This is a genomic window from Aeribacillus sp. FSL W8-0870, from assembly GCF_037963755.1.
In the GTDB taxonomy this organism is placed as follows: Bacteria; Bacillota; Bacilli; order Bacillales; family Aeribacillaceae; genus Aeribacillus; species Aeribacillus composti.
Genome location: NZ_CP150165.1, coordinates 673,136 through 689,715, shown reverse-complemented (window position 1 = coordinate 689,715; position 16,580 = coordinate 673,136). Strand labels below are relative to the sequence as shown.

The window sequence follows — 16,580 nt, the reverse complement described above, 5'->3', positions numbered from 1 at the left end:
GTAGTGTTAGGTAATGTGCAATCAAAGTAAGCTATTAAAAATTTGTCCTAGAAAATAAAACTCGAGCTCCTTTTATTGGTGGATTGATTATTTTCAATAAAAGAAACCTGTATCTTAGGAGCCCTAGGAAAAAGGTTTAACAAGTTGTAAATTTTAACATAGAAAATGATAGAGATAGTAAACATCCCAAAAAATTCAAAAAGAGACCTCAGTAAGTATACTAAGGTCTCCTTCAAAGAAATGGTTAAAATTAACGTAATAATTGAAGAACTCCTTGCGGAAGTTGATTTGCTTGAGCCAGCATCGCTTGCGCTGCTTGAGAAAGGATGTTGTTCTTCGTGAATTCCATCATTTCTTTCGCCATCGTGCGAACATTTGCTTTCACAAATGACTAGACTATCTCTTCACCCTCAGCTTTACCTGTTAGGGGCCGGGCACTTCGGATTGATACAGGACGATGGAAGAATCCTGTACATCCTACGGACTTCATCGCCATAGCATTCGCCTTAGGCGGTATGTCCTAGTCGTTGAACCTTCTCCACTCTTTCGAGACAGGAGCTTGGCTGCTCGGTTGCCCAATCCTTTGACTTTTCAAGCCATCACGCATGCCGTTTCCAGCTACGTTGTGGCGCCAAAGGCTCTAAGGGGTTTCCAGCAATTCACCCGGTGATACTCCTAGCCGTTTCCAGCTAGGACGACTGTGCCTGTCACTGCTTAGGCAGCTAAGGCATAATCTACGTCGCGAATACGAGATTCAGCAGCAGTTAAGTTTTCAGCAGAAGCGCCTAAGTTGTTGATAGTATGCTCTAAGCGGTTTTGCATTGCACCAAGTTTTGCACGTTCTGAAGAAACTGTATTAATTGCAGTATCAATAATGGTGATTGCAGCATCTGCACCAGATTGAGTATCAATTTTTAAACCGCTAACCCCTATTCCACTAGCTTTCATGTTAGCAATTGTTAGTTCTACATTTTGCCCAGAATTTGCACCAATATGGAAAATCAGTCCACTACCTGCATTTGACAATGAACCATCCAACAAATTTTTAGTGTTGAATTGAGTTGTTTTAGCAATGCGATCAATTTCTTCAATTAATTGATCTACTTCTTTTTGAAGTTCGGTACGGTCTGTATCTGTATTTGTATCGTTTGCTGATTGCACAGCTAATTCACGCATACGTTGAAGGATGGAATGAGTTTCTGCTAAAGCTCCTTCAGCCGTTTGAATTAAAGAAATACCGTCTTGTGCGTTTTTAGATGCCATTTCCAGTCCGCGGATTTGGCCGCGCATTTTTTCAGAGATCGCAAGACCTGCTGCATCGTCGCCAGCGCGGTTGATGCGGTAACCGGAAGAAAGTTTTTCAAGGTTTTTCGCAGTTTGTGTGTTGTTAAATGAAAGTTGGCGGTAAGTGTTTAACGCCGAGATGTTGTGGTTAATTCTCATGTTCTTTTTCCTCCTTGAATTGTTGTTTTTCCACGTCCATGTGGTATGTAAAGAGCCGCGTCGGCCGCCGCTGCTCTTTACATGTTTTATATCGGATTGTTTTTTTGATGTTTAATAGTGTTTAAAGAAAAAATAGGACTTTTTTAATAGAAAAATAAAATGGTTGAACATCCTTGTTTGGTTACGGTTTTTACAGTTTCAAACCTCAGGTTTATTTTTGTTGAGCTTTTCTTGAAAATGTTTTAACAGGTCAAGGTCGGTGCGGGAAGCCGCGCTGTTTTCTGTTTGAATGGTGTCGTATATTTCCTTTCGGTGAACATCGATTTGTTTCGGAGCTTTAATGCCGAGTTTGACTTGATCGCCTTCGATGGCGGTGATGGTTATTTCGATGTTGTCGCCGATAATGATGGATTCGTTCAGCTTTCTTGTTAAAATGAGCACGGCTTCACACCTCCTTCTGTTCCATAAGTGGATGCTTCGTTTTATAAGTAGTGCCTGTTAAAATCACTTGCTTGGCCCGTTTGTTTTTCTGGTTGATGATGATTGGTGCAAGCAGATTGGCGGTTGTGTTTTCGAACGGGTCTTCTAACGTTAAAATTACATAGACAGCGACATCTTGTTCCGACTCGATTTCCAGCTGCTCAATCGTGGCATCGTCTAAGTCAATAGCATAGTCTTTGAAAAATAAAAAAGGAATAGTCATGACAAAAGCAAGTTCCTTTGTGTTGACCGATTGCAAAATAAAAAATGGCGATTCGGCGCCAAATGGCAAAAGCACAAATTCCTTTTCATCTAAAAACCCCGGAATGCCCGATGGAAATTGGATGATGCTGTCGCTTGCGGCTTCTATTTCACCATGATATTTTGTCTTAAGTCTCATGTTCTCACAACCTTTATATGTTCATTTCAAAGTTTGGTCCTTTAAAGGTGAGGTTGGCAAAGTCGATTTTTAACTTTTGGTATTGGGCGATTTTTATATCGACTCTGCCACGGTCGTAATGAATGATCGGCTTATTGGGAATGGCACGAAATTCAGCTTTTTTCAAATGCCAATTAATATCAAGCTTGCTTGGTTCGTAATCAAATTTCACACTGAACAATGATGGAATCCAGCCGACATTCACTTCATACATCGGGGATTCGCTGTTTTCTTTCGCTTGATCAGCCAGCGGGCTGCCGCCGTTTTCAATTTTCATCAGTTCATCTCCTTGCTCGGCGAGGCGGGCAATACCTTCAAGCCAAGCTTGATAGCCTTCCTCAGCTATTTTTTCAATGAAACGGAACGTGTCAGCTAAATTTCGATCTTCCCACGCTTTCGTTTGATCGATTGTCAATTTTCCAGGAGTGCGGTTGATTTCCATCGCTACTTTCGCCGGCTGTAAATCGATATCCGCTTTCGGCTGTTTGATTGACTGATTTCCAGGAGTGGTGCTAATCGCAATTTTCGCCATTTGGCTTTCCATTCTAATTTGCGGCAGGAGCATTTCTCTCACCTCCACTGACAACAAAAGTTTTAAAGCAGAAAAGAAATTCTCTTCGAAGAAACAAAAATTCAACAGACAATAATAAGCAAGTGCTTCAACTATCCCATGCAATTGAAGTTCCTTCAAGGGGGCTCTTGTCAAAAATATGAATGACTAACAAGACTATACCGTTCTAATCAACGAAAAGTGAAATTTCTTCAGTAAACTATGTACCTCTTTTAACAGTCGGAAAACATGGAACAAAAGCAAGGCATAACGATGAACAAAAAGGACCTTTATGCAGGTCCTTTCTCTCACATTATCGCAAAAAATCAACTAAGTTCGGCTGAATGATGCGGGCGCTGACAGCAAGCGCTGCTCTGTGCGCGCTTTCTTGCTCTTTCAAGTCGATAATGACCCGTTCGATGTCGGCATCTTCATTATCCGACAAAATTTTTGTAGAGATTACTTCCTGTTGACCGATGCGGTTTTCCATCTGCTCGATCCGATTGTAACGAGCGCCAAGCTCAGCCCATTCAGCGTTAAGAGCATCAATATGGCCATCAAGCTGGCCGAGCAGGCTGTCCAAGTTCGTTGTGTCGTTGTTTTCCAAAGCATTTTGAATGTCTTGAATTGTATCAAACAATGCTTGGTTAAAGACATTGTCAGGCGTTATATTCACTTGGATTTGAATGTTTTTTGAAAGCTCGATTTTAAACGGTTCATTGTTGTTATTAACGACAGGCGGGTCGCCGCTGACAGGCGCTGTGTCTGTTTTCGTTCCATTAAAAATATAGCGGCCGGCCACTTGTGTGTTGGCGACAGCAACAAGGTCGTCTTTAATTTGTTTCAATTCGCGGGCAACCGCATCACGTTCGTCTTCTGAATTTGTACCGTTTTTTGCCCGAATCAAAAGCTCGCGTATTCGTTGCAGCCCTTGGTTGGCCTGTTCTAGTCCCGCTTCAGAATTTTCGATCCAAAGGTAAGCCTCTGATAAATTTCGTTTATATTGTTCAACTTCCTTTAAGTTTGTCCGATAGTACAATCCTTTCATTGCTACAACGGGATCTTGGGACGGGCGGGTGATTTTTTTTCTTGTCAACATCTGATCTTGATATTTTCCCAGCAGCTCATAGCTTTTACTTAAATGGCGGAGCGAGTTTTGCGCAAGCATCGATTGAGTGACACGCATATGCTGCACCTCTCTTTCATTAAATAAATTTTTTGTATGAATTCATAACGTGCAAATAGTACATTCCTTATATGATTTGCACTTCATCGCCTTATTTCATTTCATACATTCTGAACCCGACAATTTTTGCTTTCATTTTCCACTATGGTTATTCAACAGTCAATTTTACTTTATCTCCCGACCAGTCCCATGCCGTTTATAATTCGGTCTAAAATTTCATCCTGCAAAGTGATCATTCTTGCTGCGGCGTTGTACATATGCTGGAATTGGATCATGTTTGTCATTTCTTCGTCTAATGAAACGGAGCTGACGGATTTGCGGCGTTGTTCAACAGATGAAACTAAGGTTTCTGAATTTTCCTTCATCCGCTCCGCTTCTTGCGTCATAACAGCCATTTCGCCGATAACAGCTTCAAAATAACTTTGAAACGAAGTATTTTTTACTTCAGCAAGCTTCAGCGCATTTTGGCCGTCGCCGATTTCTCCTGTAGCAGAAGCTGCAATTCGATCGCGATTCATATCATCCGATACTTTAATGGCAGCCGCAGCGCCTTTAGGAGAGCTTAAACCTCCGAGATCAAAGAAATCACGCTGTGTTTGAACGCCGTTGTTTATGTCCTCAAGGCTCCATCCGTTTCTGTGGACAGTGTTAAATGCGGTCGCAAAATCATATGCCATTTGATCTAAATCCGACATCATGCTAGGATAGATGCCGCGTTCAATCGTGCTGCCTATGTTCGTATAGCCGTGCGCCTCGATTAAACCTTTTAAACTTCCATTGATGTTTAAATTTTCAACAAAATCGTCTGCCCCTATCATTCTTCCACCAACAGAAATAGATTCGATAAGACCGTTCGTCTTGGATTCATTGAGGCTAAATTGTCTTACTCTGTATCTATTTCCGTCGACAAGGGTGATTGGCGGTTCGAAGCCAGCGAGCTCGACAGTTACTTTTCCTTCGGCTACTTTCAAAGCGTTGCCTCCACTTTCAACCGGCGTCACTTTAATATCAATATACGAAGAAAGCTCATCCAATAATCGATCGCGCTCATCATACAAATCGTTTGGCAAATAACCATTCGGTTCTACTTCGCCGATTTGTTTGTTAATTTGATTGATTTGCTCAAGCAAAGAGTTGATTTTCGTTGTTGCGACATCGAGTTCGTTGCGTAAATCTTTCTGATTATGCTTTAATGATTCCGCCAAATAATTGAACGTTTCTGTAACAGCTCTTCCGCGCTCAATGACAACAGAGCGGGCACCGAGGTTGGAAGGATTGGCCGCCAAATCTTGCAGCGATTGCCAAAATCTATCCATCGTTTCGTTCAAGCCTGTCTCGTTCAGCTCGTTCATCACATCTTCCATTCTCGATAATGCGTTGAATCTAGAGCTCCAGTAGCCAAGCTTAGAATTTTCGCCGCGATATTGTACATCAAGATAGCGGTCGCGGATTCGCTGCACTGTTTGTGTATCCACCCCTGTTCCAAACTGCCCAGGGATATCAGCTCGAAAACGGCCTGGTGTCGGATACGCTTGCTTTTGCACAAGGTTTACCCTCTGCCGCGAATATCCAGGTGTCTCGGCATTTGCTACATTATGTCCAATTGTATATAAAGCGCTTTGTGCGGCATACAATCCGCTTCTAGCCGCTTCCAGTCCAAAAAATGTTGATACCATTGCGAATTCCCCCGTTAAATTTTTGAATCAAACCATGAACGCCGTTTCGATTGCTTCGATTCTTGATTCGGATTCGTGTAATTCGGCGATGCTTCCTCCGGCATGAAAAGATCAAGCGTTAAATTCACAACCTGCAATGCTTGCAATGCCAGTTGTTGATTGACAAAATTCGCGTTTTTCAAATTAGCCAATACGTTTGTCAATTTTTCTTTTAGATTTATCAACCGTTCTTTATCCTCATTTTCCGCTTTTTCAATACAGGCGGAAATCGTTAAATCGTCTTCTCTTTCTAAAAAGCAAGCCGTTGCTTTGATCCGTTCCTTTTCAGCATTTTCAAGCTGCATTACATATTTCTGCTCTTCCTTTAAAAGCTGCATTAATTGATTAACATCATCTTTTTTCAGCAAATCCGTTTTTTTTACTGCCAAGTTATACAATTGTTCATGAATAATTAACTGCTTTTCTAAAACGTTAATTAAATTGGCAAGAGACACGAAAACGTCCTCCCCACAAAATTCAATAAAATCATATTTACCGGGCTTCGTTCCGAACATTGACAAGATGATCCAAAGCCGGAAATGAAAAATAATTTTTTGTTGTAAAGATGAAGATGCTAAAAATGCAGAAATGTACAATATAGTTGTCCAGCACATTTTCATTCTGTTCCAAATCAAAAATCGAAACAGGCTGCTTCGTACGCAACCAAATCAAAAACCGAAACGGATTGACGCAATTTATTCTTCATTTTTTTTCTTATAAAATTGGATCATGCTTTTCGCGATCAGGTCTGGGGCGATTTTGTAAGTCCCACTTTCAATTTCTTTTTTTATCGCCTGCACTTTTTCTTGGCGCTGAAGATCAAAACCGCTCGTCTGCTGAAGCTGTTTTGCCTGCTTGGATATTTCCACTCTATCTTTTTGGACTTCCACTTTCATCTGCTTGCTGGCATCCATTTGCTTTTGATAAGGATTAACGTTTGATGACCGATAGCTGTGAATCTTCATGGACACCGCCTCCTTTCCTGCTCTAATGGAACGATTGTTTCAGCTGGAAATCTATCTCTATATTCATTATCGGATCGATAGAGGGATTTGTTAACGTTTTTCATTATTTTTCGGTTGGATAGCGTAGTATGTTTGCATCTTCTCTTTCTCCTCCTGAAATTGCTCTTCTCTTTCCATTTGCTCAATTTGAGACTGTATTTCCTTTTTGCAAGAAACACAAAGTTTTCCCTCGCGAATAAATTTGCCGCACCGTGAACAAGGATAACCAAGGTTCGGGAAGTTCGCCAGTTGAATGCGTCCTTGATGAATAAACTTCAGTATTAAGTCCTCTTCCACTCCTGTTTTTTGCACAACTTCAGTAATGGTCGATCTACGGTTTTCCTTTTTTCTCAAAAAGTTATATACCGTTTCAAATGCCTTTTCTTCCTCTTGGTAGCAAGCATCACATATTGAACGAAGCCGCGTTTTGACAAACAAGGAACCACATTTTGGGCAGTTTGCTAATTCCCCCATAAAAATCCACCTTTCAAAAATCTTCCTATTATTATTATTTTATATCGGAAAAACGGATTTGTCATTTAGCTGCGGACAAGCGTAAATGATTCGACACTTTTCGCACCAGCGTTCATCAGCTGCTTTGCAGCTTGGCGTACCGTTGCGCCTGTTGTGTAAATGTCATCGATGATAACAATATGTTGACCATGTACTTGTTTTGGATCTGTTACAGTAAACATATTTTTCGTCTTCATTCGGTCGATCCGTGATTTTTTTGATTGTTTTGCTTTATCTGTTTTGCGCAAAGGCTCAATAATCGGAAGCTGAAGAAGTTGGGCCAATAATTTTGCTTGATTAAACCCGCGTTCCAAAAGCCTTTCTTCACCTAATGGGATGGGAACGAGAATCATCGATTTGTCGAAGTGATGGTGAAATGCTTTCACAAAAGGTTCGGAAAACATCTGCGCCAATATCGCATCCCCGCGGAATTTAAACCTAGCAAGCACTTCTTTCATAAATTCATTATATTGAAAAACAGAGCGGTTTTTCTTTATCACTCCATGATAGTCAGGATGTTTTTCCCAAGCCGCGCAATCAGTGCAATACTCGGCTTTTTCGTTTTGCCTCCCGCACATTGGACAAATGGGGCCTGATATAACGTTTAGCTTGCTGGAGCATTCTTCGCATAAAACAGGGTCTTTTTCGAGGAAAAAAAGCCGTCTCCAAGTCAAGCGGACATCTATACTTTTAAAACAATAAAGACATCTTCCCATAATTCGCATCAAGCCTTCCTATTATCACATCGTGGGTTTTCTGAAACAATTCTTGCGCATTCTGCCAGGCTGACAAGAAGAGATGTCATTTGCTGCCGATCAAAAAATTCCGCTCTTACATATGTAATTTTATCTTCACTCGTTACATAACGGGGCTGAACTCTATTTAACACTAGAGCTAAAACATCATTGCGGCAAGTTGGGCACGTGCATTCCATATGAAATTGGTCAATATATTCATCTAGCAATTCTTCCATAATTTTTTCCAGAGCGTTTACTATCATGTCCTCACCCCAAATATATGATCTCTAATCTGTATTATATTGGATCATACTGGAAAAAGGAATTTCTTTTTTCAGCCAAAATTGAAAAGATTTTTCCAACTTTACACATTCTGTATCGTTTCCTTCATTTTCTAAATACTAACGCTTTAACAAATCTTCCTTTGCCGCTTCCCGATTCATAGCAAGAATATGGTGTTTCGCTGCAATCATTTCATTTGTTTTGCCATAATGGAAAAAGATAACGGAGCCTGTTGGATTGTTCATGCTCCGTCCAACACGGCCGGATATTTGAACAAGGGCACTTTCTGTAAAAATGGTTTCTTCTGCTCCTAAAACAGCTGCATCAGTTCCAGGAACTGTTACACCCCTTTCCAAAATGGTAGTTGTGACAATGATCGGAATCCGGCCATTTCGAAATGCCCGAACCTTTTCTTTTCTTTGGGGATCTTCGGCATGTACTCCTTCAACCGCTGAATTCAATTTTTTTAGTAACGGAACGACATCATGAAGCACTTTGATTTCCGGTACAAATAGAAAAGCTTGTCTTTCCTTTTGCATTTGTTCGGCTGCCCATGTGATGATATTTTTCGGCAGCTTTCCTTTCTCCAATCTTTTTTTCCAATTGCCGCACCATTTGAATTCAGGAACAGGTAGGGGATAACCATGGTATCGAGCAGGGATTTTCACAATTTCGGAAGGCTTAAAATGCCGCTTAATTGCTGAGGAGGGAGTCGCAGTTAAATAAATAAGGGAACTGTTTCGTTTGCGTGCTTTTTCAACCGCAAATTGCAAAGCAGGATCTACAGAATATGGAAAAGCATCCACTTCGTCAAGTATCACCACGTCAAAGGCTTCTTTATACCGAAGAAGCTGATGAGTCGTTGAAATGGTAATTGGGCTCAACTTCAAACGATCTTCGCTTCCTCCGTAAAGCACTGCCACATCGATGCTCGGAAAAACGTTTTTCAAACGCGGTCCAAGCTCCAAAACAACATCCGTACGCGGTGCAGCAATGCAAACAAATAGCCCTTTCTGCAAAGCTGTGTTTATGCCGGCAAACAGCACCTCTGTTTTTCCTGCTCCGCAAACTGCCCAAATGAGACAGTCTGTACGCTGCAAAACGGACTCCGCGATCCGGTCAGATGCTCTTTTTTGCGCCGGAGACAGCTCGCCATCCCATTGCAAAAAGTTTGTTTGATCCGATTGGATCGAATGTTTTTCCTCCTTATCTCGTCTTGGAAAACTAACAAGCTTTGAACATTCACTTACTCGCCCCATCATGATACAGTTCCGGCAATAATGACAAAACTTTTTGCACCTTGCACAGTCAAAGCCTGCAAATAAAAAGGGTTGATCATTTCCACATCGATTGCAATAAAAAATACCGGATTTTTTCACAACACCTTGTTCTATTTCAACGAAGGGGGCATTTTGAACGGCATCCATTGAAAACGGGAGCTCATTTGAAAGGAGATGTCTTCCGAGAAGATGTTTTTGAAGATCATGATCATGCATATAAAACCTCCGCTTGTACATACCATATTGTTTCTTACTATTATTTTTTACCTTATATTTTCTGAAAAATCAATATATTTAATCAATTGCTCTTATTGCTTTTCGTCCGAATGAAAGATGCTAGATGAATCATTTATATCCTTCATTTCTGTAAAAAATAAAAGGTGCTTTTTGCACCTTCAGATGGTCAGACACCGTTCCATTTTTTGGTGGATCGCACCTTTTCTCGTTTTGAAGGGGAAGTTCTTTTAAGAGGATGGATACAGCCATTTTTCACAATGGGTTTAACGTTTCCTTGCAATTACTTTTTATACCAGCAGAGACCCATAGCTCCCTCTCCTAGATGAGTTCCAATGACAGCGCCAAAATAGCTGATAATAAATTCAGAATTTGGATATTTACTTTCGAGCTCCTCTTTCATTTTTTTGGCATCCTCCGGTCTGTTGGCATGAATGACAGCCGCCCGCACCGGATGTTTGCTTGCAGCTTCGTCAAATAATTGATAGATACGTTGGATTGCTTTTTTGCGCGTACGAATTTTTTCATACGGCACGATCACTTTATCAACAAAATGAAGAAGAGGCTTCAGTTGCAGCAGGTTCCCTATTAAAGCTTGAGCACCGGTTAATCGTCCGCCGCGCTGAAGATGAGAAAGATCGTCCACCATAAAATAAGCATCCATTGATTTTTTAATTTCATCAAGGCGAGCGATGATCTCTTCCGGTTTTTTCCCTTCCTTTGCCATTTTCGCTGCTTCAATTGCATAGAATCCTTGCGCCATACAGCTTATTTCCGAATCGTAAGGATATACCTTAATGCTGTCTACCATTTGACCTGCTGTAACAGCACCATTGTAAGTGCCGCTGATACCGCTTGAAAGATGAATGCTGATGACTGCATCATATTCTTTCGATAAGCTTTCAAACAACTCGACAAATTCACCAACTGGCGGCTGAGAAGTTGTAGGCAGCTCTTTCTGGCGCTTTATTTCTTCCCAAAAACTCTCTGCTGTCATATCTATCTCTTCACGATAAGACTCGTCTCCAAAAATAACGCTAAGAGGAATCATATGTATGCCATGCCTCTTTCGAACTTCTTCAGGAATGTAAGCAGTACTATCTGTTACAATCGCAATTTGCATCATGTTTTTCCTTTCCTTTTAATAATTTCATTCTCTCCTTTATAAAACTATTTTATAAAAAAAGCAAGCTTTTATCATTAACTTTGCCGGATTTCCATGAAACTGCAAGAGGATGAAAAAAATTTTTTAGCTGCTTCAAAGTCTTTATACTGCCATTTATGCGGATTTCGTTTTGTCGATCGGCTCATTACGATTTTCGTTGAGGTTATTCTTATGAGGTCTACACCTTTTTAAAGGATTTTTGAGCAGCTTAAACGGAGCTTTTATGTGGATTCCAATTGCGGTTACTAATTTTGCTACATTTTTTCTTGTTTCTGAGCAAACCGGCCTCTTCCCAGCGCCTGTTGTTATTTGAAGAGGCCGTTAACCTTCCTGTTGATACATTTTCACCTAAGTTGATTCTGCAAAACCAGAACATTGAATGTAATGCTTCCTATGATTCATTCTCGTAGCTTCTGATCAAAACATTTCTCTGGTCAGGATCCGAATAGATTGACAAGTTGCCAAATGATATTATGTTTCCAGCCGTAATGAAGAAATGCAATTGAATTCATTTATCATCGCTGGACAATCAGCCAAGTCGGAAAAAACAATATAGATACACCGAGCAAAATTGGTATTTAGAAATCAATCTCACTTTCACGGTTTGACGATTCAAATCGTTCAAAATTAATCGCCATGGAAAATATGTAACTTTACTTAACTTCCACCCAGCCGTTTTTAATGGCAAGAACTACTGCTTGTGTTCGATCGTTGCAATTTAATTTTTGCAAAATGTTGCTGACATGGTTTTTCACCGTTTTTTCGCTAATGAACAGCGTTTCACCGATTCTTCTATTGCTTTTTCCATCAGCAAGCATTTGCAAAACTTCACACTCACGTCGGGTTAAAATATGAAGAGGGCGCCGGACTGTAGCTGGAATTTGTCCATTATTGGCTGATGACAGACGGCGGAACTCATTGACTAGATTGTGAGTTACTTTTGGATGTAAATAGCTTCCTCCCTCTGCCACGATTTTAACTGCTTCTACTAAAGTGTCAGCATCCATTTCCTTCAATAAATATCCTCTCGCTCCGGTCTTCAAAGCATGTATCACATAATTTTCATCATCGTGGATCGATAATATAATAACCTTCGTATCCGGATATGAATTAACCAGCTGCTTAGTAGCTTCAACGCCATTTACACCAGGCATATTAATATCCATAATGACAACATCCGGCATATAGCTTTCAACAACTGTTAAAGCTTCACTGCCGTCATAAGCTTCCGCAACCACTTCAAAATTAGGCTCAAAATCAAGAATACGTTTTATACCTTCCCGAAACAGAGCATGGTCATCTATTATGACAATTTTAACTTGATTATTCATTTACAATCCTCCCCATTATTATTTTTTCAGTGATGTATGCATGAAGTCAATCAGACCATTTCTCTATTTCATAGATTAGTAGGCAATTGAATAATAATGAACGTTCCTTTTCCGGGTGCAGAATGGACTGCCATTTTCCCATTCAACAGCTCCACTCGTTCTTTCATTCCCATTAAACCGAATGACTCCTTTTTTTCTTTAAACACTTTCTTTATATCAAAGCCTTTGCCGTCGTCTTTTATTGCAACATTTACTTGGTTTGGACGGACTTCAAATTTAACGTCAATTTGCTTTGCTTCCGCATGCTTCAAAGCGTTCGTTACAGATTCTTGAACAAGCCGGAACAGGGCCACTTCAAATTTCGGCGGGAGCCGTTTTTCTTCCACATCACTGATGTTTTGAAAATTGATTTTTATATCTTTTTCATATTCTTGAATAGTCGAAAGGTACTTTCTAAGTGTTGGAACGAGTCCTAAATCATCCAATGCCATAGGTCTTAAGTCATAGATAATGCGGCGAACCTCAGATAACGCATTTCTCACCATTTTTTTTAAATTTTGAACTTCTTGAAACCCTTCTGCAGTCCCTTTTTCCCGAAAAACCCGTTCAATCAGATCAGAGCGCATCAGAACATTTGCAAGCATTTGGGCTGGTCCGTCATGTATTTCACGTGACACCCGTTTTCGCTCTTCTTCCTGCGCTTCTATAATTCTTAAGCCAAAGGCTTGTTTTTTCTTTGCATCTTCCAGCAAATCGCCAACCTGCCGCAAATCTTGGTTTAAATATTGCAGCACAACAGTAATTTGACCTACTATGACCTCTGCTCGTTCAATCATTTCTTTTAATGATAAAAGCCGGCGGTCCAATTCATCCCGCCGTTTTCTTAATTGTTTTTCTTTTTCTTGGAGCATGGCCAGTTCAATTTGAATATTTTGCGCTTTTTCATAGGCATTCAAAATATCTTGTTCTGAAAACTTGTAGAAGTTGCGGCTGACTTCCACGAGGCGCTGCCGTGCGATTTTCGATTGAATCGTCAGCTTATCGGTTTGCTTTATCACCTCACTTACTTGCTCTTTCACTTCTTCCAATTCTTCTACTATTTTCTCATACTCTGTGCGGGATTTTTCACCGATTTCAAAAATTTGATCTTTGCTCGATTGGACGGTTTCGATCATTTTATTTAAAATATCGTCTATTATAGCAGAATCTAATTTTTTGGAGTTCACAGCCTTTTCCTCCATTTTAAAAAAGTTGTTACAAAAACTTTATCAGTTCATAATTGAAGTAAAAATTTTGTCGTTTTATAATATTCTAATGTGAGTGTTTTTTTATAAAAAAAGTCGATTTTTGTCAAAAAAAGTTATGCCGTTTTGTTTCTTCTGCGGAGGTGATACACAATTGCTTTCCTCCTATTATACCGTAGCTGGTTTTGGAGAGCATGAAATCGTGATTCAAAAATCACGATTTATCTGCTATATTAATCGTGCCAAAACTGAGAAAGAAGCTCAAGAGTTTATTGATACAATCAAAAAAAAACATTGGGATGCCACACATAACTGCTCCGCATATTTAATTGGAGAGCATGACCAAATTCAAAAAGCGAACGACGACGGAGAGCCAAGCGGAACAGCAGGAGTGCCGATGCTTGAAGTGTTGAAAAAGAAACAACTAAAAGACACTGTCGTTGTTGTCACCCGTTACTTCGGCGGGATTAAACTCGGCGCCGGCGGGCTGATCCGTGCATACGGAAAAGCTGTTTCAGAAGCCATTGACCACGTTGGCATCGTTGAACGCAAGCTAATGAAAATTATTCGAACCACATTCGATTACAGCTTTCTCGGCAAAATCGAAAACGAATTGCGCTCGTCTGTCTATAAGCTGAAAGACATCTACTATACCGATCATGTGGAAGTTGAAACATATGTAGAGGAAGGCCAGGTTCAAAGCTTCAAAGACTGGATGACCGATCTCACCAATGGGAAATGTGTGATCAAAGAAGGCGACTTAGTATATTTGGAGGAGAAGGTTAAAAACTAAATTTAAAAACAAGGAGTTAGACATGAATAGAAGAACGAGAAAAAAGAAAAAGAAAAAAAAATTAAGAGTCTTTGGCTGTTTATTTTTAATCCTGTTTTTAATTGCTGGCGGTTACGCCGTTTATCTATCGATCAAATTAGCTAATGCTTCTTTTCTAGCACAAGAAGATCTGGAGAGAGGAAGGAAATCTGAATTAAGGGAACAACCAGTTGATCCGAAAAAAGATAATTTTTCGGTGTTGTTCATTGGAGTCGATGCGCGGCCAGGTGAAAAGAAAAGCCGATCTGACGCCTTAATCCTGGCATCATTTAATAAAGATGAAAAATCGATTAAAATGGTCAGCATCCCTAGAGATTCAAGGGTGGAAATCCCAGGACATAATCTGGATAAAATTACACACGCCCATGCCTTTGGTGGAAAAGATTTAACGGTTCAGACAGTTGAAAACTTGTTGAATATTCCCGTCGATTATTATGTTGAATTAAATTTTAACGCTTTTATTGATATTGTAGATGCTCTTGGCGGAGTTGAAGTGAACAGCGACAGAGAATTTACTGAGCAAGATAGCAAAGGGCGAAAGAACGCCATCCATATTAAGAAAGGCGTTCAAACGTTAAACGGTGAAGAAGCTTTAGCTTATGTCCGCATGCGCAAAAAGGATCCATTAGGTGATATCGGTAGAGGGAAGCGGCAGCAAGAAGTAATAAAAGCAATCATTGAAAAGAGCTCCTCTTTATCAGCCATAACGAAATATGACGACATCATCGATTCTTTAGGGAAAAACTTAACAACCAATTTCAGCATTGGCAATATCTTGGCGTTGCAAAAATACGCCGGTTCCATCAGCAGCATTGAATCCTTAACGATTGACGGGTATGACAATCCAATCAATGGGACTTACTATTACCAACTGGAAGAGGATTCTTTGGAAGAAGTTTCAACGGAGTTGAGAGAGCATTTGGAGTACAACGCCATGCTGTCATCAAACCTAGATCAATGATTTCTGTATGAATCAGGCGGGAAGCCTGATTTTTTTATTCCTGTAAATGATCATGTGCAAACAAAAAAAGAGATTCGTAATGGAACAAAAATTCATTACAATCTCTTCTGCTTATTTATCGGTTTTTCATATTTTCAACTTTTATTTCTCTAAACAGCTTTAATATCGGTTTGTAATTTGAACCAATTAATCCTGTTATCTCAACCACCAATTCAATGGCAATCAATAAAATCGAAATGACAATTAATGAAACCCACATTGTCGCTTGCGAAAAAATGATGGCTACTCCTCCAAAAATTGCACTCATTGTATAAATGATTAAAACAGTCTCCCTATGTCCAAAACCTAAATTTAACAAACAATGATGCAGATGTGATTTATCAGGAGAAGACAATGGTTTTTTCCTCACGATACGGCGAATAATAGCAAAAAACGTGTCAGAGATTGGCACTCCTAGAATAATAATTGGTACAATAAATGATATAAAGGTGACATTTTTGAATCCCAACAATGAAAGTACAGCAATCATATATCCTAAAAATAATGCTCCAGTATCCCCCATGAAAATTTTGGCGGGATAAAAATTATAGACAAGAAACCCTAACGTACTCCCTAACAAAATTAAACACATGCCGGCAACGAAAAAATCCCCCATAATAATTGCCATCACAAAAATGGTAATAATCGCAATGGATGACACTCCTGCTGCCAATCCATCTAAGCCATCAATAAGGTTGATCGCATTTGTAATCCCGACAATCCATAATAAAGTAATCGGTATCGTAAAAATTCCAAATTCGATCTGGCCTCCAAAAGGCAAATTAATAAATTCAACATCTAAACCATGATAAATGACAATGGATGCAGCTAATACTTGTCCTAATAATTTAAATTTTGGAGATATTTCATAAATATCATCAATTATGCCGGTAATCACAATAATGAAGCTTCCAATTAAAATCGGGATGCTGTATTGGTTTTCCGGCCTTAAAAGTAAAAATCCGACCAAAAACGACACAAATATTCCTAATCCGCCAATTCTTGGCATTAACTTGCTATGTACTTTTCGATTATTAGGTTTATCAACAGCTCCGATTTTAAAAGCAAATTTTTTTATAATTGGTGTTATGAGAACAGAAACGACAAAACAAATGATCAAGGATATATATATCATTAAAATTTTC

18 protein-coding genes and 1 pseudogene are annotated in these 16,580 nt (G+C 39.7%); 2 read left to right on the top strand and 17 right to left on the bottom strand.

Annotated elements, in window-relative coordinates; translation table 11 throughout:
- Positions 1-250: 250 nt before the first annotated feature.
- The 16 genes and pseudogenes from NSU02_RS03435 to NSU02_RS03360 all read right to left on the bottom strand — a co-directional run.
- Positions 251-364: pseudogene (locus NSU02_RS03435) on the bottom strand (flagellin); the annotation flags it as partial.
- 350 nt (positions 365-714) lie between these two features.
- On the bottom strand, positions 715-1,443 hold the full coding sequence (locus NSU02_RS03430) for a flagellin (protein ID WP_339194233.1): 729 nt from the start codon (positions 1,441-1,443) through the stop codon (positions 715-717).
- Between the two features lie 198 nt (positions 1,444-1,641).
- Positions 1,642-1,884, bottom strand: coding sequence for a carbon storage regulator CsrA (gene csrA / locus NSU02_RS03425; RefSeq protein ID WP_339194231.1), 243 nt, complete (start codon positions 1,882-1,884; stop codon positions 1,642-1,644).
- A 4-nt stretch (positions 1,885-1,888) separates the two neighbouring features.
- Positions 1,889-2,323, bottom strand: a complete 435-nt coding sequence (gene fliW / locus NSU02_RS03420) for a flagellar assembly protein FliW (RefSeq protein ID WP_339194229.1) — start codon at positions 2,321-2,323, stop codon at positions 1,889-1,891.
- Between the two features lie 13 nt (positions 2,324-2,336).
- Positions 2,337-2,927, bottom strand: coding sequence for a DUF6470 family protein (locus tag NSU02_RS03415; RefSeq protein WP_339194228.1), 591 nt, complete (start codon positions 2,925-2,927; stop codon positions 2,337-2,339).
- 298 nt (positions 2,928-3,225) lie between these two features.
- The gene (gene flgL, locus NSU02_RS03410; RefSeq protein ID WP_339194227.1) at positions 3,226-4,098 is read right to left on the bottom strand and encodes a flagellar hook-associated protein FlgL; all 873 of its coding nucleotides are present in this window, start codon (positions 4,096-4,098) and stop codon (positions 3,226-3,228) included.
- Positions 4,099-4,268: 170 nt separating this feature from the next.
- On the bottom strand, positions 4,269-5,774 hold the full coding sequence (flgK, locus tag NSU02_RS03405; RefSeq protein WP_339194226.1) for a flagellar hook-associated protein FlgK: 1,506 nt from the start codon (positions 5,772-5,774) through the stop codon (positions 4,269-4,271).
- A gap of 14 nt (positions 5,775-5,788) precedes the next feature.
- Positions 5,789-6,268: a flagellar protein FlgN gene (locus tag NSU02_RS03400; RefSeq protein WP_339194225.1), complete on the bottom strand. Its 480-nt coding sequence runs from the start codon at positions 6,266-6,268 to the stop codon at positions 5,789-5,791.
- A gap of 240 nt (positions 6,269-6,508) precedes the next feature.
- Positions 6,509-6,778: a flagellar biosynthesis anti-sigma factor FlgM gene (flgM, locus tag NSU02_RS03395; protein ID WP_063386297.1), complete on the bottom strand. Its 270-nt coding sequence runs from the start codon at positions 6,776-6,778 to the stop codon at positions 6,509-6,511.
- Positions 6,779-6,868: 90 nt separating this feature from the next.
- A complete protein-coding gene (locus NSU02_RS03390) occupies positions 6,869-7,291 on the bottom strand; it encodes a TIGR03826 family flagellar region protein (protein WP_339194224.1) in 423 nt (140 codons plus the stop codon).
- A gap of 65 nt (positions 7,292-7,356) precedes the next feature.
- On the bottom strand, positions 7,357-8,055 hold the full coding sequence (locus NSU02_RS03385; RefSeq protein ID WP_339194223.1) for a ComF family protein: 699 nt from the start codon (positions 8,053-8,055) through the stop codon (positions 7,357-7,359).
- Positions 8,055-8,330: a competence protein ComFB gene (locus NSU02_RS03380; RefSeq protein ID WP_063386299.1), complete on the bottom strand. Its 276-nt coding sequence runs from the start codon at positions 8,328-8,330 to the stop codon at positions 8,055-8,057. The genes NSU02_RS03385 and NSU02_RS03380 overlap by 1 nt, the downstream gene beginning before the upstream one ends.
- A gap of 138 nt (positions 8,331-8,468) precedes the next feature.
- Positions 8,469-9,845, bottom strand: a complete 1,377-nt coding sequence (locus NSU02_RS03375; RefSeq protein ID WP_339194222.1) for a DEAD/DEAH box helicase — start codon at positions 9,843-9,845, stop codon at positions 8,469-8,471.
- Between the two features lie 301 nt (positions 9,846-10,146).
- Complete coding sequence (locus NSU02_RS03370) at positions 10,147-10,986, bottom strand: DegV family protein (RefSeq protein ID WP_066247016.1); 840 nt, start codon at positions 10,984-10,986, stop codon at positions 10,147-10,149.
- 695 nt (positions 10,987-11,681) lie between these two features.
- Positions 11,682-12,359: a response regulator transcription factor gene (locus NSU02_RS03365; RefSeq protein WP_063386301.1), complete on the bottom strand. Its 678-nt coding sequence runs from the start codon at positions 12,357-12,359 to the stop codon at positions 11,682-11,684.
- A gap of 68 nt (positions 12,360-12,427) precedes the next feature.
- Positions 12,428-13,585 carry a histidine kinase gene (locus NSU02_RS03360; protein WP_339194221.1) on the bottom strand — a complete coding sequence of 386 codons (1,158 nt, stop codon included), beginning with the start codon at positions 13,583-13,585 and terminating at the stop codon, positions 12,428-12,430.
- A 172-nt stretch (positions 13,586-13,757) separates the two neighbouring features.
- Between NSU02_RS03360 and NSU02_RS03355 the strand changes: the two genes are divergently transcribed.
- Entirely contained in the window at positions 13,758-14,396 is a 639-nt protein-coding gene (locus NSU02_RS03355) for a YigZ family protein (protein ID WP_339194220.1), read from the top strand.
- 22 nt (positions 14,397-14,418) lie between these two features.
- Positions 14,419-15,396, top strand: a complete 978-nt coding sequence (locus NSU02_RS03350; protein ID WP_339194219.1) for an LCP family protein — start codon at positions 14,419-14,421, stop codon at positions 15,394-15,396.
- A 115-nt stretch (positions 15,397-15,511) separates the two neighbouring features.
- Here the strand turns inward: NSU02_RS03350 and NSU02_RS03345 are convergent, their stop codons facing one another.
- The gene (locus NSU02_RS03345) at positions 15,512-16,570 is read right to left on the bottom strand and encodes an MraY family glycosyltransferase (protein ID WP_066246873.1); all 1,059 of its coding nucleotides are present in this window, start codon (positions 16,568-16,570) and stop codon (positions 15,512-15,514) included.
- Between the last annotated feature and the right edge of the window lie 10 nt (positions 16,571-16,580).